An 18,796-nucleotide genomic window follows, 5' to 3' on the forward strand; every position below is an offset into this window, starting at 1 on the left:
CGGCAGAAGCGGCTCCGGCCGCTCCTACTGAGCATCCGTCAAGTCACCTCTGTCTCCGACAGTCCTATCAACGACTGGACTGATCGTCGGGACGTCTCCCAACCCCCGGCGATGCTCGGTACCGACCGCTGAATACGGTGGAGGGGCTTGGTTGAACGAGAGGACGCGAGGACGTGGATGTGTATGAGGCCGTGGACAGTCGCCGGGCCGTGCGGGCGTTCAGCGATGAGCCCGTGCCCATGGAGGTACTCGAACGAGTGCTGACCGCAGCGACGCGGGCTCCGTCCAGCGGGAACCTCCAGCCGTGGCATCTGTACGTCGTGACCGGCGAACCCTTGGCGGAACTCAAGCGGGCCGCGACAGCCAGGGCACTGGTGGGGGACCCCGGCGACGAGCGTGAGTACCCGATGTACCCGGACGGGCTGGCCTCGCCGTATCTGGACCGCTTTGCTGCTGCCGCCGCCCAGCGGTACGAAGCGCTGGGGATCGAGCGCGACGACCCGGACCGGCCCAGGAAGATCGCCACCTTGAACTCGGAGGCGTTCGGGGCGCCGGCTGTCCTGTTCTGCTACCTCGACCGGACGATGGGGCCCGGACAGTGGGCTGACGCGGGGATGTACCTGCAGACGGTCATGCTGTTGTTGAGGGCCGAGGGGCTGCACAGCTGCCCCCAAGTGATGTGGACGGTGTACCGGGAGACTGTCGGCCAGGCAGTCGGAGCCGATGACGGACTCGTGCTGTTCTGCGGCGTCTCAGTGGGGTTCGAGAAGGAGGGCGTGCCGCAACTGCGCACCGGGCGGGCGGACATGACGGAAACGGTGAGCTTCATCGGAGTGTGACCGCTGGACGGCCGAGATCGACAGGACAGGCCCTGAGGGTTTGCTGGTGATGTACCTGCTCACCTCCGCCTTGGACTCGGAGGTGGTCGGCTGGTCGCGGTACGACGGCACCGGCCGCACCTCCCCGACCACGGGAGACGGCGCGGAGCCGCCCTACGGCACCGGACTCGATGCGCTCAAGGACGGCTGGCGGCTGATCCAGGCCGCCCAACTCGTCCCGCCCTACCCGGGCCACGAGTACGACGTCTCCTTCCTCAAGCACGAGTTCTTCTTCGAGCGGATCGAGAAGCTCCAGACCGGCCTGTGAACCGCTCCGGGGCCGCTCCGGGTCGGCTCCGGGGAGTCGCGCCCAGCCGGGGTCCTAGCTGCTGAGGTCGGCCGGATCGGCCGCGGACCGGTTGTCGTCGTGCGCCGCGACCTCGGTCGGCATCCGCAGCAGTGCGGAGGCCATCGAGGCCGCGGCGTCCGACGGGCTGTCGCCGACGCCGACCATCAGCGCCGTCAGCTGGGCGAGCAGACAGCTCTCGGCGTTCCACGGGGCGAGGAGGTAGCCGCCCAGTTCGAGGGTGACCAGCCCGTGCACGGCGGACCACATCTGGTGGGCGACGAGCCCGGGGTCCGTCGCCCGGAACCGGCCCGCCTCGATGCAGCGGGCGGCGCTCTCCACCACGCCCGTCAGCGTGTAGCGGCCGTGCCGGCGGTCCTCCTCGCCGACCGAGAACCCGCCCAGCAGCGCCCCGCCGAACATCACCCCGTACAGGTGAGGGTTGTCGAGCGCGTTGCAGCGGTAGGCGAAGCCGAGGACGGCGAGGTCGGCGACCGGGTCCGCCGTGCGGTGGACCCGGTCGAAGTGCCGCTGCAGCCGGGCGAACCCCTCGTGGACGGTCGCGCGCACCAGGCCGTTCATTCCGCCGAAGTGCGTGTAGAGGGCCATCGTCGAACTCCCCGCCTCGGCGGCGATCCGCCGGGCCGACAGCGCCTTCGGACCCTCCTCGGTGAGGAGCCGGGCGGCGATGTCGAGCAGGGCCGGACGGGCGGCGGGATCGCGGCGGCGGGGGCTCATCGGTGTGTGGTCTCCAGGGGTCGTCCTCAGGGGTCTGAGGTGGGGTCCGGGCGGGCGCGGCGGCGCACCCGGGGCCGGCGGATCATCAGCAGGACGGCGGCCGGCAGCAGGACCGCGTCGACGACGAGCAGCGCGGCGTTCCAGACGCCGTCGATGTCGTGCGAGTGGCCGGACGCGGTCCCGGTGTCGCCCTGCGGCCCGGTGGCGGGGGCGCCGACGGAGAAGCCGGTGACGCCCGAGGTCTCCTTGCCCGTGGTGAGGGCGAGCCGGTAGGTGACGACGTAGGCGCCCGGCCGGGAGATCGTGACGGGCGTGACCACGCGCTGCCCGTCCGGCCTCGGATTGCCGCTGTCGACGGCGGTGCCGTCGGCGGCGGTCACCCGGACGAAGACGGACTTCGTGCGGAGCTCGTCGCTGAACGCCAGCACCACCTCGGCGGGCGGGGCGTCCACGGTGGCGCCGTCGGCGGGCGTCGCCGCGGTGAGCCGGAACGGCTTCGAGGAGCTCAGCCAGGCGACGGCCAGGAGCAGCACCACCAGGACGGCGAGGCCCGCCGCCATCCGCCGCTGGAACGCACGGGTGGCGGGCGGCTTGCGGGGCTTGGCCGTCTTCCGCAGGGGCTGCGCGAGCGTCATGCGCCCGTCGGGGCCAGCGGCCGGTGCTCGACGGCGTGGCAGCTGCACGTCATCTCGTGCGCCTCCTCCGGGCTGGGCCGCAGGTGGAGGTACATCGCCACGACCATCGGGATGAACACGATCGTGTTGTAGAAGAGGTGCAACTCGACTCGGGGGAAGACGAGTTGGAGGATGCTCGTCGGTGCGGCGCGGCCGAAGAGGAAGTGGCCGGTCTGGGCCTGGAGGAGCAGCAGCAGGTGCTCGATGTGGTGCCAGAACTGGATGCCCAGGGAGATGTTCCACCACGTGCGCGCCCGTCCGACGAAACCGGGACGCAGGACGAACAGTCCGATCAGCATGACGATCGCGTAGCCGTAGTGCAGCCACTCCGAAGTGATCAGCCACGGGTAGAACTCCCCGAGGACCCCCCGGGCCTTCGGAACGGGCCGGCCGAGGCCCCAGATCTGGTAGGCCTGGACGAGGTGTTCCGTCCAGTGGCCGATGACGACGATCAGGAACAGGTTGAGCAGGGCCCGGTGGTGCTGGACCACTTTCGTCCTCATGGGTCCTCCCGGTGGGGCGGATGCGTAGGGGCGGGGTTTCCGTCGTGCGGCGGGGCCTGCGCCACGCCGGTAGACCACCTTGCCAAATGCCTGGATTCGCACCCGTCTTCGAGCTTGCGCACTTGGCGCGCGGGGGCTCCCCGGGGGCGTCCGGCAGCACGGCCACCGCTCCGGGGGATTGCGGTACCCGAGCCCGGGCGGACAGCATTCCGTACAGCGGGCACCGCTGCCGGATGCGGGCCCGGAGAAGGGAGAACTGCCATGCGTCGTCGTCTAGTTGGAGCTGTCGTGCTGGCCGCCGCCGGTGCCCTCGCCCTCGCCGTCCCGGCCGAGGCCGCGACCGGCCTCCTGGTGGTGAACGGCATCCCCCACCAGAACCCGCAGCGGGGTTGCTACGCGACCTGGTCGCCGATCTCGATCCAGAACCACACCACGTCCATCGTCCTGGTCCACGCGGCGGCGAACTGTCAGGGCCCGGTGACGGCCGAGGTGGACCCGGGCCGGTCGGCGACGACGTTCGGCGCGAGCTACTTCGTCTTCTGATCAGTCGTCACACATGCTCCACGATGGCGGTCGTGCGGCTGCCGGTGGGCACCGCACGATCGGAGAAGGCGGGGCAACTCGGCGGGGACATACTGAAGTTCGTTGATCGCACGGTCGGTGCGGCGCGGCTCCGGCGGTTCGTCGGATGGCCGGCGCCCCGGTGACGAGACCAGGACGGACGGACACAGGATGGCGGACCCGCAGGACGTGATCGCGGCGCTGGGCGCCGAGGGCGGCGAGATCGACCGACTCGTCGCGGACCTGGACGAGGAGCAGTGGGGGCTGCCGACGCCGGCGCCCGGGTGGACGATCGCCCACCAGGTGGCCCACCTGGCGGCGACCTTCAAGATGGCCGGGACCGCGGCCGCGGCGCCGGACGCGTTCCGGGCGATCGTGTCGCGGATCGGCGGGGACTTCGACGGGGCGGTGCAGACCGCGCTGCTGCCCTACCTGGCGGAGCCGCCGGACCGGCTGTACGCGCTGTGGCAGGCCGAACGGGCGGTGGCGGAGAAGGCGTTGGCGGAGGTGCCGGCCGGCGAGCTGGTGCCGTGGCTGGTGCGGCCGATCCCGGCCCCGGTGCTGGCGGCGGCCGGGATGATGGAGCTGTTCGGGCACGGGCAGGACATCGCGGACGCGCTCGGCGTGGACCGCCCGCGCACGGACCGGCTCCGGCCGCTGGTCGAATTCGCCGTCCGGGTCTGGGACTTCGGCTACCAGGCGCGGAAGCTGCCGACGCCGGAGAAGGAGTTCCGGTTCGAGATCACGGCGCCCTCCGGCGCGCTCTGGGCGTACGGCCCGGTCGACGCGACGGACCGGGTGAGCGGGCCCGCCGAGGACTTCTGCCTGCTGGTCACCCGCCGCCGCCACCCCGACGACCTGGCGGTGACCGCCACCGGCGCCGACGCGCAGGCGTGGCTGGAGATCGCCCAGGCCTACCGCGGCCCGGCCGGGTCCGGCCGCACCCCCGGGCAGTTCGCCAAGCGGTAGAGCCCCACACCCACGACGAGGAGAACCGATATGCCCGAGCTCACCTCCGACCAGGCCGCCGCCGTCGAGGTCCCGCAGCGCATCGTCGCCGCGTGGGCCGGACACGACCACGACGCCTTCGCCGACCTCTTCACCGAGGACGCCCACCTGATCCTCGCCGGGGACGTCTTCCTGCAGGGCCGCGAGGCCATCCGCACGTTCATGGCCCAGGCCTACGCGGGCCCGTTCAAGGGCACCCGGGTGACCGGCGACCCGCTGGCCGCCAAGTTCCACGGGCCCGACTTCGCCCTCGTCGTCACCCAGGGCGGCGTCCTCGCCCCGGGGGAGACGGAGGTCGCCCGCGAGCGTGCGATCCGTGCGACGTGGATGCTGTCCCGCCAGTCCGGCGGGGAGTGGCGCGTCGCCGGGTACCAGAACACCCCGATCCACGCGGGCTAGCCACACCCGAACAGGACGGTCCGCTGACGGAAAGTCGGCGGACCGTCTCGGTGTTTTTGCGCGCGGCCGCGGAGCCGCTACTCCACCATCGCGGTGGCGATGCGGCGGACCATCTCCCGGCGCTGCTCGCGGCCGGCCAGGTCGATGACCGTGAGCACCTCGGGGTTGGCCGCCGCCCACAGCATCGCGAGGTGGACGAGCAGGGCGAACAGCACCTGCGGCTCGAAGCGGGTCGAGACCAGGCCCCTGGCCTGGGCGTCGGCGATGGCCGCGCTCCTGGCGCGGACCTCGGCGACCCCGAGGTCGTTGAGCGCGTCCCCGTGTTCGAGGCGCTGCCAGGTGATGATCCGGGGCATGTCCGGGTGCTCCTCGTAGAGGTCGCTCAGCCCGGCCGCGAACCCGGGGAGGTCGTCCACGTCGAGGGGCACGCCCACCACGATCAGTTCGACCAGCTCGCTCCAGACGGCGTCGAACAGCCCGGACTTGTTCCCGAAGTAGTGGTAGATCTGCGCCTTGTTGCTCTGCGCGGCCGCGGCGATGCGGTCGACGCGGGCGCCGTGCAGCCCGTACGCGGCGAACTCGGCCCGGCCGGCCGCGATGAGTCTGCGCTTGGTCGCCTCCGCGTCGCGCTCCATGCACCCTGCTCCTAACTAACCGGTTACTTGACAGGTCCACCTCGGCACTAATGTAATCAACTAACCGTCCAGTTGAATACGGCTGCGGGCAACGACCACGGGGGGTTGGGGAGGGAACCGGGCGTGGAACCGGGCATGGTGATGGTCGGTCGGGACGGCGAGCGGGCCCGGCTGGCCGCGTTCGTGCGGGCCACCGATGGGCGGGCGCTGCTGCTCAGGGGCGAGGCGGGCGTCGGCAAGAGCGCGCTGCTCGACCTGGCGGGGCGGCTCGCCGCCGGGGACGGTCAGCTGGTGGTCCGCGCCACCGGGGTCGAGGCGGAGGCCGAACTGCCGTACGCCGGACTGCACCAGCTGCTCTACCCGCTGCTCCCTGGCGCCGGACGGCCGGCCGGCACACGGCTGGACGCCGCCGCGCGGACGGCGCTCGACGCCGCGTTCGGCGGGATGGACGGCCCGCCGCCCTCGGTCATGGCCCTCGGCATCGCGGTGCTCAACCTGCTGTCGGCGGCGGCCTCGCGCAGACCGGTGCTGCTGGTCCTCGACGACGGCCAGTGGCTGGACGACGCCAGCGCCGACGTGTGCGGGTTCGTCGGCCGCCGGCTGAGCGGCAGCCCCGGCGTGAAGCTCCTGGTGGCCGTCCGCAGCGACACCGCCTCCCGCTTCGACACGGCCGCGCTGCCCGAGGCGCCCGTCACCGCGCTCGCCGCCGACGACGCCGCGTGCCTGCTGGCCCGCCACCACCCGGAGCTGGACGCGCGGCTGCGCGGCCTCGTGCTGGACCAGGCCCGCGGCAACCCGCTGGCCCTGCTGGAGCTGCCCGCCCACCTGGCCGCCCGCGCGGCGGCCCCCGCCGCCGGCGTGCCGGAGGACCTGCTCGGCCTGCACGCCGTGCCGCTGCCCCGGCGGATCCAGGACGTCTACGCCGCCCGCATCGCGCGCCTCGGCGACTCCGTCCGGGCCGAGCTGCTGACGGGTGCCCTCGACGGCGCGACGGCCAGGGCGGGCGACGGCCCCACCCCGGCCGCGCGCTACCGCATGCGCGGCGTCGACGAGGCGCTCGCGTGCGGCCTGCTGGTCGTCGAACCGGCCACCGGCGAACCAGCCTTCCGCCACCCCCTCGTCCGGTCGAGCATCGTGCAGCTGTCCACCCCCGACCAGCGCCGCGCCGCCCACCGGGTGCTGGCGCACGTCCACCGGGAGAACGTGGAGCGGTGCGCCACGCACCTGGCCGCGGCCACCGTCGACCCCGACGAGGACGTCGCCGCCGCCCTGGAGACCGCGGCCCGCTCGGCGACCCGGCGCGGCGGCGCGCTCATGGCGGTGTCCTGGCTGACCCGCGCCGCCGAGCTGAGTGAGCACGGCGCCGACCGCTCCCGGCGGCTCGGCGACGCGGCGTTCGTCGCCGGGCAGGCCGACCGGCTCGGCCAGGCCCGCAGCCTCGCCCTCGCCGCATCGGCCGGCGGGCCGGACGAGAACCCGGCCGCCGTCCTCGCCAACGCCTACCTGGCGCTCTACCAGGACGGCGACGTGCGCTCCACCCACCGTCAGGTCCTGGCCGCGGTGAAGAAGCTGCGCGACGAGACGCCGGGCCGGCCCGACGACGAGGTGCTCCACCGCCTGGTCAGCCTCCTGCTCGCGGTCAGCCAGTACGCCGGCGGCCACGCCGCCTGGGAGCGCACCCACGCGGTGCTCGCCTCCCTCGGCGACCTCGCCACCGAGCGCGCCCGGATGTACGGCAGCACCTGGAGCGACGTCGTCCGCCACGGCGCGGGCTGGGCCGGACCGATCGAACGGGCCGCGGCCGGCCTGGCCGACCAGGACCCCTGGGACGTCACGCGGCTGGCCGTGTCGGCCTACCACCTCGACCTCCTGACGCCGCTGCGCCCCCACCTGGAGCGCGTGGTGGACCGTGAGCTGGAGACCGGCGCCACGTCCAGCGGCATCGTCATGCTGCACCTGATCATGCTCGACCAGCTGGCGGTCGGTCACTGGGAGGCGGCCGAGCGCACCGGGCGCCGGGCGCTGGCCCTCGCGGTCGAGCGCGGCCACGGACTGTTCGCCCACCAGACGCGCGCCTACCTGGCCCAGCTGGCCGCCGTGCGCGGTCGGGCGGACGAGGCGCGGGACCTGCAGGCCGCCGTCGACGCGTGGGCCCGACCGCGCGGCGTCGGGTTCCTCACCCAGATCGCCGACTCCGTCGGCGCGACCACCGCGCTGAGCGCCGGCGACTTCGAGACCGCGTTCCTCTACGCGATCGGCATCACGGCCCCCGGGGCGTTCCGGCCCTACGCCTACCAGGCGTCGCGGACCCTGCTCGACCTCGTCGAGGCGGCCCTGCACACCGGGCGCGCCGAGCAGGCCCGCGACCACGCCCTCGCCGCGCGGGACGCCGGCCTGCCCGGGATCTCGCCGCGCCTGGCGCTGATCACCTACGGCGCCCTGGCGATGACGGCCGACGACGACGGGGAGGCGGCCGCGATGTACGCGCGCGCCGCCGCCCACCCGGCCGCCGAGCGGTTCCCGTTCGAGCTGGCCCGGATCCGGCTGGCCCACGGGATCCGGGTGCGCCGCACCCAGGGCGGCGCGGCGGCCCGCGAGTTCCTCGCCCCGGCGGCCGAAGCGCTCGACCGGCTCGGCGCCGGCGGCTGGGCCGCGCGGGCGCAGGCCGAACTGCGGGCGGCCGGGGCCGTCCCCCGGCCGCCGGCCGTGCCCGCCGCGACGGTGGCGCTCACGTGGCAGGAGCGCCGAGTGGCGGACCTGGCCGCCGGGGGCCTGACGAACAAGGAGATCGGCGAGCAGATGCGGCTGTCACCCCGCACCGTCGGCGCGCACCTCTACCGCGCGTTCCCCAAGCTGGGCATCACGACGAGGGCGGCGCTGCGGGACGCGCTGACCAGGCTGGACGGCCACCTCGCCACACCGTGACCGCAGCCGGCGCAGGCGGCGGCCGCCTCGCCGCACCGTGACCGCGACGCGCCGGCTTGGCGGCCGCCTCGCCGGACCGTGACGTCAGCCCGTGCAGGCGGCGACCTCCTCGATGCGGCGGGCCAGGTACTTGCGCTCGGTGTCGGTGGTGGCCAGGTCGAGGGCGAGGCGGTAGGCGTGGGCGGCCTCGTCCCAGCGTTCGAGGCGGCGCAGGAGGTCGGCGCGGACGGCCGGCAGCAGGTGGTAGCCGCTGAGTTCGCGGCCGGCGGCGAGCTCGTCGACCAGGGCCAGGCCGGCCGCCGGGCCCTCGGCCATCGCGACGGCCACCGCGCGGTTGAGCTCGACGACGGGGGACGCGGCGAGGCCCGCGAGGCGGGCGTAGAGGTGGGCGATCGCGGACCAGTCGGTGTCCGCCTCGGAGGGGGCGGTCGCGTGGCAGGCGGCGATGGTGGCCTGGAGCTGGTAGTGGCCGACCTCGCCGAGGTCCAGGGCCGACTCCAGCAGGGCGACGCCCTCGTCGATCTCCGCGCGGTGCCAGCGCGAGCGGTCCTGGTCGGCGAGGGGCACGAGCTCGCCGTCGGGGTTCACCCGGGCGTCCCGGCGGGCGTGGTGGAGCAGCATGAGCGCGCCGAGGCCGAGCACCTCGGGCTGGTCGGGCATCAGGCGGGCGAGGAGGCGGACGAGCCGGATCGCCTCGCCGCACAGGTCCGGTCGGAGCAGGTCGGCGCCGGTGGAGGCGGCGTAGCCCTCGTTGAAGAGCAGGTAGAGCACGGCGAGGACGCCGGGCAGCCGCTGCGGGAGGAGTTCCTTGCCGGGCACCTGGTAGGGGATGCCGGAGTGGCGGATCTTCTCCTTGCCGCGCACGAGGCGTTTGGCCATGGTCTGTTCGGAGACCAGGCAGGCGCGGGCGATCTCGGCGGTGGTGAGGCCGGCGAGGGTGCGCAGGGTGAGGGCGACGCGGGAGACGAGCGGCAGCGCCGGGTGGCAGCAGGTGAACATGAGCCGCAGGCGGTCGTCGGTGATGTCGTTGGGCTCGGCGGGGGCCCGTTCCTCGTCGTGGCGCAGGTCGAAGGCGATCTGCTGGAGCTTGACGGCCTCGACCTTGCGGCGGCGCAGCCGGTCGATGGCGCGGTTGCGCGCGGTGGTGACGATCCAGGCGCCGGGGCGGGCGGGCACGCCGTCCTGCGGCCAGCGGGCGAGCGCCTGGGCGAAGGCCTCCTGGGCGCACTCCTCGGCGAGGTCCCAGTCGCCGGTGGTGCGGATCAGCGTCGCGACCACCCGGGCCCATTCGGCCCGGAAGGTGGTCGCGACGGCGGACTCGACGTTCACGCTCAGCCGCGGAAGGGGCGGATCTCGATCACGCCGTACTCGGCCACGGGATGGCGGGCGGCGATCTTGACGGCCTCTTCGAGGTCGGCGCAGTCGATGATGTCGTAGCCCGCGATGACCTCCTTGGTCTCCGCGAACGGGCCGTCGCCGAGCACGACCTCGCCGCCGCGCAGGCGGACGGTGGTGGCGGCGTGGTAGGGGCTCAGCTCGTCACCGTGCAGGCGGATGCCGGCCGCGTCGAGCTCGTCGGCCCAGGGCATCGGCTCGTCGGGCTCGACCGGCTTCTGCGGCTCGCCCTCGTAGGCGGCCTTGTCGACGCAGACGAAGAGCATGAACTTCATAACCCCAACTCTCAGTTGACGGACGCGCGGCAACCGAATTCTAGGGCGGGACCGGCACCGGCCGCCCGGTGATCGCACCGGGCGGCCGGAACGGACCGTCCGTCACCGCACTCCCACGACGAACAGGGGGAGCGGTTCTGGACAATCACGTGGCCGGACAGCGCGGGACACTTCTCAGCTCAGGCCCTTGGCGGCGAGCTCGCGCACCACCGTCCAGGCCGCGGCGCCGAAGTCGCCGACCGCGGTGCGGTTGACGTTCTTGATCGTGTCGCAGGCCTGGTGGAAGCACGGGTCGTTCTCCTGGCCCGCGGTGCCGCCGTACTTCTTGGCCTGGTCCGGGGTCTTGACCTCGGCCGCGCCGCCGAACAGGCCGCTGGTCGGGACGCCCGCGTTCATCAGCGGCCCGTAGTCGGAGTCGCCGTCGAACGTGGTGGGCGGGTGCGGATCGGTGGCCAGGCCGCGCGCGGCGAACGCGTCGGTGAACAGCTTCGTGATCTTGTCCGACCCGGCGGGTCCGCTGCCGTCGAAGACGTAGCGGGTGTAGTTCGGCGAGCCGATCGAGTCCAGGTGAACGGCGGCGAAGATCTTGGCCACCTCGGCCGGGCCGATCGTGTCGACGTAGTGGAGCGAGCCCTGGAGCCCGACTGCGCCGGTGGCGTCGCGGAAGGCGCGGGTCTCCTCGGCGCCGAAGAACGCGAACCGGACCTTGTAGTGCGGCGGCACGTGCAGGCGCGCGAGCTGCCGCGCGATCTCCAGGGCCGTCGCCACGCCGGTGCCGTTCTCGTTGATCCCGGGGCCGCTGGGCAGGGCGTCGAGCTCGGCGTGCACGAGCACGACGTGGTTCGGGTCGCCGCCGCGCGTCTCCGCGATGATGTTGCGGGTCTCGGCGTTGGGATTCTGCTCGGTGTTCGTCACGAGGTGGACGGTCGCGCCGGTGCTCGACGTGGCCGCCTGGTAGAGGGCGAGGCCGCCGGCGTAGTCGAGGCCGACCACCGGGATGCCCGTGGGCCCGCCGATCGTTCCGGTCAGCGCGCCGTCACGGCCCGGCTGGCCCTCGTTGAACATCATCACGGCCTTGTAGCCGGCCGCCTGCGCGTTGGCCGTCTTCGGCGCGAAGCCGCAGCCGCCGCGCTGGATCAGTGCGATCCGGACGGCCCCGGCCGGCACCGGGGGGAAGTCCCCGGGGGCGCAGCCGGAGGCCGAACTCGGCTGGGGCGTCGGCGGGACGACCACGTTGGTCGTCGGTACCACGGTGCCCGTCACGTCCGCGCTGCCCGAGTAGACGAACGTGTCGGCCTTGATGGTGACGGCGTTGGGAGAGACTTCGGTGAGTGCGGCGGGGCTCAGTTCCCGGTAGTACGGGATGGTGAACTGCTGCTCCTGGACGTCGTAGCCGGAGTGGCGCAGGGTGCGCTCCACGTAGTCGGCGGCGGCGTCGTACCCGTCGGTGCCGGAGGCGCGCAGGCCGTCGTTGTGGTCGGCGATGCGCTGGAGGGCGCGGACGTGGGTCATGATGCCGTTGGTCGTGACGCCCCTGGTGAGGGCGAGGTCGGGAGAGTCGCCGTCGTCGGCGCTCGCGGGCGTGGCCGCGCCCGCGAGGGCTATCGCCGTCAAGAGGGTGGTGAACAGGGCGGTCCATCTTCGCAAGGGGTTCCTCCTGGGAACGGGTGTGTGGGAGAGGTCGCCAGGCGCGCCGGCTCGTTCGCGATCGGCTACTTGTAGGCGAGCGCCTGGAGTTCGAAGAGTTCCGCGTACAGGCCGTCGGCCTTCATGAGGGTGGCGTGGTCGCCGGTCTCGACGACGCGGCCGTCGCGGACGACGACGATCAGGTCCGCCATGCGCACGGTGGAGAACCGGTGCGAGACGAGCAGCGTGATCGCGCCGGTGGACGCGCCGAGGGTGCGGGCCTGGGTCGCGTAGCGCTCGAAGAGGTGGTGCTCGGCCTCGGGGTCGAGCGCGGAGGTGGGTTCGTCCAGGACGAGGAGCAGCGGGGCCTCGCGCATCAGGGCCCGGCCGAGGGCGAGCTTCTGCCACTGGCCGCCGGAGAGTTCGGCGCCCTCGGTCCAGCTGGTGCCGAGCTGGGTGTCGAGGCCGTCGGACAGCTGGCCGACGACGTCGGTGGCGTGGGCCTTTTCGAGGGCCTCGCGGACGGCCGCGTCGTCGTCGAGCCGGGGCAGGTCGCCGACGCCGACGGTGTGGCGGGCGGGCAGCTCGAAGCGGACGAAGTCCTGGAAGCCGGCGGCGATCCGCTCGCGCCACTGCTCGGTGGGCAGGTCGCGCAGGTCGGTGCCGTCGAGCAGGATGCGGCCGCGGGTGGGGCGGTAGAGGCCGCACAGGAGTTTGACGAGGGTGCTCTTGCCGGCGCCGTTCTCGCCGATGACGGCGACGGTGGAGCCGGCCGGCAGGGCGAGCGAGACGCCGGACAGGGCCGGGGCGTCGGTGCCGGGGTAGGCGAAGTCGACGTCGTCCAGCCGGATGCCGCGGGTGAAGCGCTCCGGGGGTGCCTGCCGTGCGGCGGGGGCGTCGGCCCGGGTGACGACGTCGCGCATCGTGTCCATGCGGCGCAGGGTGCCGGTCATCCGCTGGAGGTCGCCGAGGAGGTTGACGGCCGAGGCGACCTGCCGGTTGACCTGGGTGGCGAGCGAGATGACGAGGACGACGTCGCCGACGCCGTGGCGCCCGGAGATCGCCTCGCGGATCACCAGGATCATGGCGCCCATGTAGGCGAGGCCGAAGACGGTCTGCCCGCCGGCGCGGACGGCGGCGGCGCGGGTGTTGGCGCGCCACAGGCCGCGGCTGGTGGTGTCCCACAGTTCGGCGTGGCGGCGGCGCAGTTCGTCGCTCATCCGGAAGACCCGCAGCTCGCCGGCGAAGCGGGCGTTGGCGGAGAGCCGGAAGAGGTTGAGCGCGATGCGGGTGGGCTCGGCGGTGGCGGTCCTGGCGCGGTCGGTGACGGCCTCGGCCTTGCGGCCGGCGATCAGCGGCGGGACGGCGGCCAGCGGCAGCAGCAGGAGCAGCGGGTTGAGCCGGGCGAGCAGGACGGCGGTGAAGACCACGGCGAGGATCAGCCCGAACAGGCTGAACAGGGCCTGGAAGGCGTTCGGGAAGCGCCGGCTCTCGGGCTGGAGGACGGTCACGAGGTCGGCGTAGTCGGAGCGTTCGTGGTGCTCGATGCCCTCGGAGCCGTTGGAGAGGGTGATCAGGTCCTCGACGAAGTGCTGTTCGGCGAGTTCGGCGAGTTCGAAGTAGGCGACGTGGGCGAAGTTGCCGAAGGACAGCGTGACAACGGCGAGGATCGCGACGACGATCCCGTACCCGCCCGCGGTGCCGCCGTGGCCCTGGACGACGGCGTCGGTCATGAGGCCGAGGAAGGCGGCGAGCAGGGGGGCGGCGACGGCGCCGGCCATCATCAGCACGGTCGCGGTGACGGTCTTGCGCCAGTCGACCTTCCAGGCGATCGAGAGCAGCCGCCAGGTGCCGGACAGGGTCTCCTTCATCGTGCGCTCCCGGCTGCTTCGGTGCTCTCGGTGGTCTCGTCGTCGGAGGTGACTTCCCCGGAGGTGTCCGCGTCGGAGGTGTCCGCATCGGAGGTGTCCGCGTCGGTGAAGCGGTCGGCCTGGAGGCGGAAGAGCCGGGCGTAGCGGCCCTCGGCGGCGAGGAGTTCGTCGTGGCTTCCCTGCTCGGCGACCCGGCCGCCCTCCAGCACGACGATGTGGTCGGCCTGGCGGACGGTGGAGAAGCGGTGCGAGATCAGCAGCGTGGTGGCCCCGCGGGAGAGTTCGGTGAACTCCCGGAAGAACCCGGCCTCGGCGCGGACGTCCAGGCTCGCGGTGGGCTCGTCGAGGACCAGGACCGGCGAGCCGTGCCGTAGCGCGAACAGGGCGCGGGCGAGGGCGACGCGCTGCCACTGCCCGCCGGAGAGGTCGCCGCCGCCGTCGAGGTGGCGGGCGAGCGGGGTGTCGAGGCCGCGCGGCAGCCCGTCGAGGGCCTCGCGCAGGCCGACGGCGTCGATGACGGCCTCCACACCGGCGCGGTCGTCGCGGTGCGCGACGGACCCGAAGGCGACGTTGTCGGCGGCGGAGACCTCGTAGCGGGCGAAGTCCTGGAAGATGACGCCGAGTTTGGCCCGCCAGGCCTCGACGGGGTAGCTGCGGATGTCGACGCCGTCCAGCTTGATGGTCCCGGACGTGGGCTCGTAGAGGCGGGCGAGGAGCTTGACGAGCGTCGTCTTGCCGGCGCCGTTGAGGCCGACGAGCGCGGTGCACCGCCCGACGGTGAGCGTGAGGTCCAGGCCGTCGAGGATCACCCGGTCCTCGCCGGGGTAGTGGAAGGAGACGTCCTCGAAGGTGATGGTGTGCGCGGGCTCCGGCACCTCGACGGCCGCGGCCCGGGCGGGCTCCTCCGCCGCGAGGCGGCCCAGGAAGCTCTTGGTGGCGCCGTAGGCGTGCATGCCGACGGCCGTCGGCAGGTCGGACTCGCGGTAGAACTCGCCGAGGGTGAGCGCGCTGAGCGCCGCCGTGACGACCAGGGCGAAGTCGGTGAGGGTGAGGTCGGCGCCGGGACCGGCCGCGCCGCGCCCCACGAGGGCCATCACGGTCGCGGTCACCGCCATGCCCCAGGCGGTGAACCAGACGAACGGCCACAGGTAGATGCGGCGCCGGGCGGCCCACAGCGGCACCAGCCACTCCCGGTAGGAGGAGCCCCAGAAGCCGCGCAGCCAGCCGTTCAGGCCGAAGACGCGGATCTCCTTGGCGGCGCCCGAGGCGATCGCGAGCTCGCGCAGGTAGTCGTTCTTCAGCTCGGCGCCGTCGAGTTCGAAGCGGACGTCGGCGTACTTGCGCAGCCCGCCGCGCAGCCCGTAGCGGAACAGCAGCACGGCGACGACCAGCCCGGCCGCGGCGAGCCAGGAGAAGACGGCGCCCACCACCCCGGCGTAGCCGGCGAGTTGGGTGTAGCGGCCGATCAGCGCGAGCTGGCCGGCGCAGGCCTGGCCCGGGCTCTGCACCCAGGTCTCCAGCTCGCGGGCGGCGGTGCGCAGGTCCTCCACGACCTGCGGGTCCTCCAGCGGGCCCACGCTCGTCGTGCCGGTGGCGGCGGCGATCACGTCGTCGATCACCTCGCCGTCGATCCGCCGGGCCACCAGCTCGCCGACCGACTCGCGGACGGGTGCGACGACCTGCTGCCCGATGAAGGCCGCCGCGGCCACGAAGAACGCGCCGAGCAGCGAGTCCCACGCGGGGGAGTCCAGGCCGCCGGCCATCGCCGCCGGCACCTTGCCGAGCAATACCGCCGTCGCGACCACGAACACCACCGGCAGCGCGCCCAGCAGCACGTTGACGAGCACGTCGAGGGCGATCAGCCCGGCGCCCGCACGGCGGGTCAGCGCCGAGATCTCCAGCCGCTCGCGCACCAGGCGGGCCGCCGTGCCCTCCGCGCCCCCGGTCTGCGGGGCGCTCACCGCGTACGCTCCCCGGCGCCGCGTTCCAGAACCTTCGCCATCGCTCCTCCGTGTCTCCGGTGGGGTGTCTCGGCCGCCACCCCCTTGGCCGTTGCTGCCACTGCGACGAACCGGGCCCCGCCGGATGGACGGACCGCGTCCGTCCGGCGGGCCGCCCGTCCCGTCAGATGCGGAGCACGACCTTCCCGACGTACGCGCCGTGCATCAGGTTGACGGCGGCGCTCACGCCGTTCTCCAGGCCGTCGACGACCGTCTCGGCGACGACGATCTCCCCCGAGCGCACCCACTTCGGGAAGCGCTCGTCGAAGACCGGGAACAGCTCGGGGTGGTCGAAGGTGTAGTAGCCGAGGAGTTCGAGCCGCTTGCCGATCACGGCCATCATGTTGCGCGGGCCCTCCGCGGATCCGGTGCGGATCTCCTCGTTGCGCCCGCCCATGACGATCCGCCCGCGCGGGCGCATCGCGTCGATCGCCGCCTCCAGGTGGGCGCCGCCGACGTTGTCGTAGTACACGTCCAGCTCCGGCAGCCGCGGCCGCACGCCCTCGTGGTAGTCGAAGGCGTCGTCGAAGCCGAGGCTCTCCCTGAGGTAGCGGACCTTCTCCGGCGTGCCCGCCGAGCCGATCACCCGGGTCGCCCCTCGCAGCCGGGCCAGCTGGCCCGCCATGCTGCCCACCCCACCGGCCGCGCTGGACACGAAGAACGTGTCGCCCGGCCGGATCTGCGCCACCTCGGTGCCGACGTAGGCCGTCAGCCCGAAGCACAGGTGGTGGGTGAGCGAGGGGTAGGCGTCCGGGTCGACCCGGCGGAACTCGCCGGCCTCCGCGACCGCGTAGTCGCGGAAGCCGAACCGGTGCCAGACGATGTCCCCGGGGCTCAGCCGTTCGTCGGCGGTGTCGACCACCTCGCCGATCGCGTCGCACCACATCGGCGCCCCGACCGCGAAGTCGGGGATGTCGAGCGTGCTCAGGTCGTTCATCCGCAGGACCAGCCCGGGATCGACCGACATGAACAGGTTGCGGACGACGACCTGGCCGGGGCCCGGTTCCGGGACCGGGACCTCGACCACCCTGGTGTCCCCGGCCCGCGGGAAGCGACCCGCGGGCCGGGACCCCAGGTGCACCTCACGACCGAGCCTCACGAGAATCTCCCCCTGTACGGCGGGCGACCCGCCCGCGGTCTCACGCTCTGCCCGGCCCGTAGGCGGAGTCGGCGGCGGCGGTCAGGCCGGCCGCGGCCGTCCGCGCGTCGATCCCCTCCTTGATCCCGGCGACGATCGCCTGGGCCTCCGCCGCCGTCGGCGCCGCCGCGATGACCGCGACGATCGGGTCCGGCCAGGGCAGCGCCCGCACGCTCGTCGGGTACGCCCGCACCCCGTCCGCCCAGAGCTTCTCGAACACCGGCCGGATGTGGTCCTCGTACGTCGTGCCCTCGGCGACCTGCAGCATGAAGTGCGCGGAGAGCGTCAGCTCCTTCTCCGCGCCCCACAGCCGCAGCAGGCCGCCCGCGTGCAGCGAGCCGCTGCGCCGGGCGTTGATCTCGGTGATGTACAGCCGGTCGTCGTCCCCGGCCACGCAGTCGATGCACATCCAGCCGCGGTAGCCCAGCTTGTGCGCGGCCGCGCCGACCTCGTGCGCGGCCTGGGTGAGCCGCTCGCCCCACTCCGGCGGCAGCGCGCCGACGCCGACGTCCACGCTGCGGAAGGAGTAGCCGTGCTCGACCGTCAGCGCGCACCACACGACGTCCTCGACGCCGTCCTCGCCGATCAGGATGTCCGCGGCCGGGCAGCCGACGCCCTCGGCGTGCTCCTGGAAGCGCTGGATCAGGATCGGGAAGGCGAAGAACGAGTCCCGGCCCGCGTTGTCCAGGAACTCCTCGACGGCGCCCGGCTCGTCGCGGACGACGCCGGAGCCGTCGCCGGCCACGCCGAAGAGCGTCCGGGCGATCACCTTGCCGTACCGGGCCGTCATCGCCTTGAGGCCGCCGCGCAGCTCGACCCAGTTGCCCGCGACCATGCCCGGGGCGACATTGATGCCCGGAAGCTCGCGGGCCAGGTCCAGTGGGCTGATCTTGGAGTCCAGGTAGAGGCTCGCCCAGTAGGAGTCCTCGCCGACGTGGTCCAGCTCCACGGACTTGCCCCAGCCGCGCACCAGCGCCGCCAGCAGGTACGTCTCGTCGGTCGGACCGACGATCTGGAGCTTCACCGCGTCGTACGGCTCCAGCAGCCCGCGCAGCCGCGCCTGCGCGTCGCCGTCCTTGAGGAAGTCCTCCACCAGCAGCCCGGTGCGCCTGGCCGGCGACACCACCGGCGCCGGGTCCAGGCCCAGCGTCCGGTGGATGTCGTCGAACCACTGCCGGTTCCAGCCGAGCGGGAGCACCAGGACCCGGGGGTTGGGGCTCCAGAAGACCGAGTGCTCGCACTCGTACGTGCCGCTGAAGCGCACCACCCGCTCGCGCTCCTCACCGGTGAGGTTCAGGGCGGGGTTGCGCAGGTGGTACTCGGCACTGTTGGGGACGATGAGCTCGACGACTTTCGACATCTACTGGGTCCTCTCCGGTGATCTGAGAAGTCGGCTGCTGGACTGCGGCGTTGGGGCGCGGCGTTGAGGCGCTACGCCGCCGGGGACAGCTCCTGGGCGATCTCCCAGACGTTCCCGGCCGGGTCGGCGAAGGTCGCCGTCCGCCGGCCCCACGGCTGGTCCACCGGCCCGTTGAGGAGGTCCACGCCGTGCTCGGCCAGCTCGGCGCAGACGGCCTCGGCGTCGGTGACGTTGATCGTGAGCAGCGCGCGGGCGCCGGTCTCCGGGCCGCCGACCGGGGCCGGCGCGACCAGGCCGTGCGCCTCGCCGACCTCCAGCAGGTTGATCATCAGGTTGCGCATCTTCAGGGCGGCGGACTCGCCGTCCTCGTAGACCACCTCCAGGCCGAAGACGTCGAGGTAGAACTTCTTCGTGGCGGCGAGGTCCTCCACGAAGAGGGTGATGACCTCGATCTCGTTCAGGGCCTTGATCATGTGGTGCTCCTCGGGTCTCTTGTGCGTGGTACGGGTGCCCGTCCGGGCGGG

General features: G+C 73.2%; 18 protein-coding genes. 6 read left to right on the forward strand and 12 right to left on the reverse strand.

What is annotated here, in order from left to right:
• Positions 1-173: 173 nt before the first annotated feature.
• On the forward strand, positions 174-839 hold the full coding sequence (locus ACFXDE_RS09610) for a nitroreductase (RefSeq protein ID WP_380492558.1): 666 nt from the start codon (positions 174-176) through the stop codon (positions 837-839).
• A gap of 49 nt (positions 840-888) precedes the next feature.
• Positions 889-1,146, forward strand: coding sequence for a hypothetical protein (locus ACFXDE_RS09615; RefSeq protein ID WP_380492679.1), 258 nt, complete (start codon positions 889-891; stop codon positions 1,144-1,146).
• A 54-nt stretch (positions 1,147-1,200) separates the two neighbouring features.
• Here the strand turns inward: ACFXDE_RS09615 and ACFXDE_RS09620 are convergent, their stop codons facing one another.
• From ACFXDE_RS09620 to ACFXDE_RS09630, 3 genes are read right to left on the reverse strand one after another with little or no spacing between them, the layout of a single operon-like run.
• Complete coding sequence (locus ACFXDE_RS09620; RefSeq protein WP_380492560.1) at positions 1,201-1,902, reverse strand: TetR/AcrR family transcriptional regulator; 702 nt, start codon at positions 1,900-1,902, stop codon at positions 1,201-1,203.
• A 26-nt stretch (positions 1,903-1,928) separates the two neighbouring features.
• A complete protein-coding gene (locus ACFXDE_RS09625; protein ID WP_380492561.1) occupies positions 1,929-2,537 on the reverse strand; it encodes a copper resistance protein CopC in 609 nt (202 codons plus the stop codon).
• Positions 2,534-3,079, reverse strand: a complete 546-nt coding sequence (locus tag ACFXDE_RS09630; protein ID WP_380492563.1) for a hypothetical protein — start codon at positions 3,077-3,079, stop codon at positions 2,534-2,536. The genes ACFXDE_RS09625 and ACFXDE_RS09630 overlap by 4 nt, the downstream gene beginning before the upstream one ends.
• A 288-nt stretch (positions 3,080-3,367) precedes the next feature.
• On the opposite strand from ACFXDE_RS09630, the gene ACFXDE_RS09635 reads away from it, so the two are divergent.
• From ACFXDE_RS09635 to ACFXDE_RS09645, 3 genes are all read left to right on the forward strand, one after another.
• Positions 3,368-3,622 carry a hypothetical protein gene (locus tag ACFXDE_RS09635; protein ID WP_380492565.1) on the forward strand — a complete coding sequence of 85 codons (255 nt, stop codon included), beginning with the start codon at positions 3,368-3,370 and terminating at the stop codon, positions 3,620-3,622.
• Between the two features lie 189 nt (positions 3,623-3,811).
• The gene (locus tag ACFXDE_RS09640; RefSeq protein WP_380492567.1) at positions 3,812-4,609 is read left to right on the forward strand and encodes a TIGR03084 family metal-binding protein; all 798 of its coding nucleotides are present in this window, start codon (positions 3,812-3,814) and stop codon (positions 4,607-4,609) included.
• A gap of 30 nt (positions 4,610-4,639) precedes the next feature.
• Positions 4,640-5,047, forward strand: a complete 408-nt coding sequence (locus ACFXDE_RS09645) for an SgcJ/EcaC family oxidoreductase (RefSeq protein WP_380445429.1) — start codon at positions 4,640-4,642, stop codon at positions 5,045-5,047.
• 77 nt (positions 5,048-5,124) lie between these two features.
• Here the strand turns inward: ACFXDE_RS09645 and ACFXDE_RS09650 are convergent, their stop codons facing one another.
• Positions 5,125-5,682 (reverse strand): TetR family transcriptional regulator, encoded by a 558-nt coding sequence (locus ACFXDE_RS09650; RefSeq protein ID WP_380445430.1) that lies wholly within the window; start codon positions 5,680-5,682, stop codon positions 5,125-5,127.
• A 141-nt stretch (positions 5,683-5,823) separates the two neighbouring features.
• On the opposite strand from ACFXDE_RS09650, the gene ACFXDE_RS09655 reads away from it, so the two are divergent.
• Positions 5,824-8,607, forward strand: coding sequence for an AAA family ATPase (locus tag ACFXDE_RS09655; RefSeq protein WP_380492681.1), 2,784 nt, complete (start codon positions 5,824-5,826; stop codon positions 8,605-8,607).
• 84 nt (positions 8,608-8,691) lie between these two features.
• Here the strand turns inward: ACFXDE_RS09655 and ACFXDE_RS09660 are convergent, their stop codons facing one another.
• The 8 genes from ACFXDE_RS09660 to ACFXDE_RS09695 form a co-directional block, all read right to left on the reverse strand.
• A complete protein-coding gene (locus ACFXDE_RS09660; protein WP_380492569.1) occupies positions 8,692-9,936 on the reverse strand; it encodes an RNA polymerase sigma factor in 1,245 nt (414 codons plus the stop codon).
• A gap of 2 nt (positions 9,937-9,938) precedes the next feature.
• Entirely contained in the window at positions 9,939-10,277 is a 339-nt protein-coding gene (locus tag ACFXDE_RS09665; RefSeq protein WP_359959702.1) for a YciI family protein, read from the reverse strand.
• A 174-nt stretch (positions 10,278-10,451) separates the two neighbouring features.
• Positions 10,452-11,924: a M20/M25/M40 family metallo-hydrolase gene (locus ACFXDE_RS09670; protein WP_380492572.1), complete on the reverse strand. Its 1,473-nt coding sequence runs from the start codon at positions 11,922-11,924 to the stop codon at positions 10,452-10,454.
• A 65-nt stretch (positions 11,925-11,989) separates the two neighbouring features.
• Complete coding sequence (locus ACFXDE_RS09675) at positions 11,990-13,774, reverse strand: ABC transporter ATP-binding protein (protein ID WP_380492574.1); 1,785 nt, start codon at positions 13,772-13,774, stop codon at positions 11,990-11,992.
• On the reverse strand, positions 13,771-15,735 hold the full coding sequence (locus ACFXDE_RS09680; RefSeq protein WP_380492576.1) for an ABC transporter ATP-binding protein: 1,965 nt from the start codon (positions 15,733-15,735) through the stop codon (positions 13,771-13,773). The genes ACFXDE_RS09675 and ACFXDE_RS09680 overlap by 4 nt, the downstream gene beginning before the upstream one ends.
• A 163-nt stretch (positions 15,736-15,898) precedes the next feature.
• On the reverse strand, positions 15,899-16,873 hold the full coding sequence (locus tag ACFXDE_RS09685) for a zinc-binding dehydrogenase (protein ID WP_380492578.1): 975 nt from the start codon (positions 16,871-16,873) through the stop codon (positions 15,899-15,901).
• Between the two features lie 40 nt (positions 16,874-16,913).
• Complete coding sequence (locus tag ACFXDE_RS09690) at positions 16,914-18,272, reverse strand: hypothetical protein (protein WP_380492580.1); 1,359 nt, start codon at positions 18,270-18,272, stop codon at positions 16,914-16,916.
• 71 nt (positions 18,273-18,343) lie between these two features.
• A complete protein-coding gene (locus tag ACFXDE_RS09695) occupies positions 18,344-18,745 on the reverse strand; it encodes a VOC family protein (RefSeq protein WP_380492582.1) in 402 nt (133 codons plus the stop codon).
• Between the last annotated feature and the right edge of the window lie 51 nt (positions 18,746-18,796).

Source organism: Kitasatospora sp. NPDC059408 (genome assembly GCF_042751525.1).
In the GTDB taxonomy this organism is placed as follows: Bacteria; Actinomycetota; Actinomycetes; order Streptomycetales; family Streptomycetaceae; genus Kitasatospora.

Coding starts and splice junctions, on each gene's coding strand:
- ACFXDE_RS09695 (WP_380492582.1), bottom strand. CDS start 18,745: ATGATCAAGGCCCTGAACGAGATCGAGGTCATCACCCTCTTCGTGGAG.
- ACFXDE_RS09655 (WP_380492681.1), top strand. CDS start 5,824: ATGGTCGGTCGGGACGGCGAGCGGGCCCGGCTGGCCGCGTTCGTGCGG.
- ACFXDE_RS09650 (WP_380445430.1), bottom strand. CDS start 5,682: ATGGAGCGCGACGCGGAGGCGACCAAGCGCAGACTCATCGCGGCCGGC.
- ACFXDE_RS09615 (WP_380492679.1), top strand. CDS start 889: ATGTACCTGCTCACCTCCGCCTTGGACTCGGAGGTGGTCGGCTGGTCG.
- ACFXDE_RS09665 (WP_359959702.1), bottom strand. CDS start 10,277: ATGAAGTTCATGCTCTTCGTCTGCGTCGACAAGGCCGCCTACGAGGGC.
- ACFXDE_RS09690 (WP_380492580.1), bottom strand. CDS start 18,272: ATGTCGAAAGTCGTCGAGCTCATCGTCCCCAACAGTGCCGAGTACCAC.
- ACFXDE_RS09630 (WP_380492563.1), bottom strand. CDS start 3,079: ATGAGGACGAAAGTGGTCCAGCACCACCGGGCCCTGCTCAACCTGTTC.
- ACFXDE_RS09625 (WP_380492561.1), bottom strand. CDS start 2,537: ATGACGCTCGCGCAGCCCCTGCGGAAGACGGCCAAGCCCCGCAAGCCG.
- ACFXDE_RS09620 (WP_380492560.1), bottom strand. CDS start 1,902: ATGAGCCCCCGCCGCCGCGATCCCGCCGCCCGTCCGGCCCTGCTCGAC.
- ACFXDE_RS09640 (WP_380492567.1), top strand. CDS start 3,812: ATGGCGGACCCGCAGGACGTGATCGCGGCGCTGGGCGCCGAGGGCGGC.
- ACFXDE_RS09645 (WP_380445429.1), top strand. CDS start 4,640: ATGCCCGAGCTCACCTCCGACCAGGCCGCCGCCGTCGAGGTCCCGCAG.
- ACFXDE_RS09675 (WP_380492574.1), bottom strand. CDS start 13,774: ATGAAGGAGACCCTGTCCGGCACCTGGCGGCTGCTCTCGATCGCCTGG.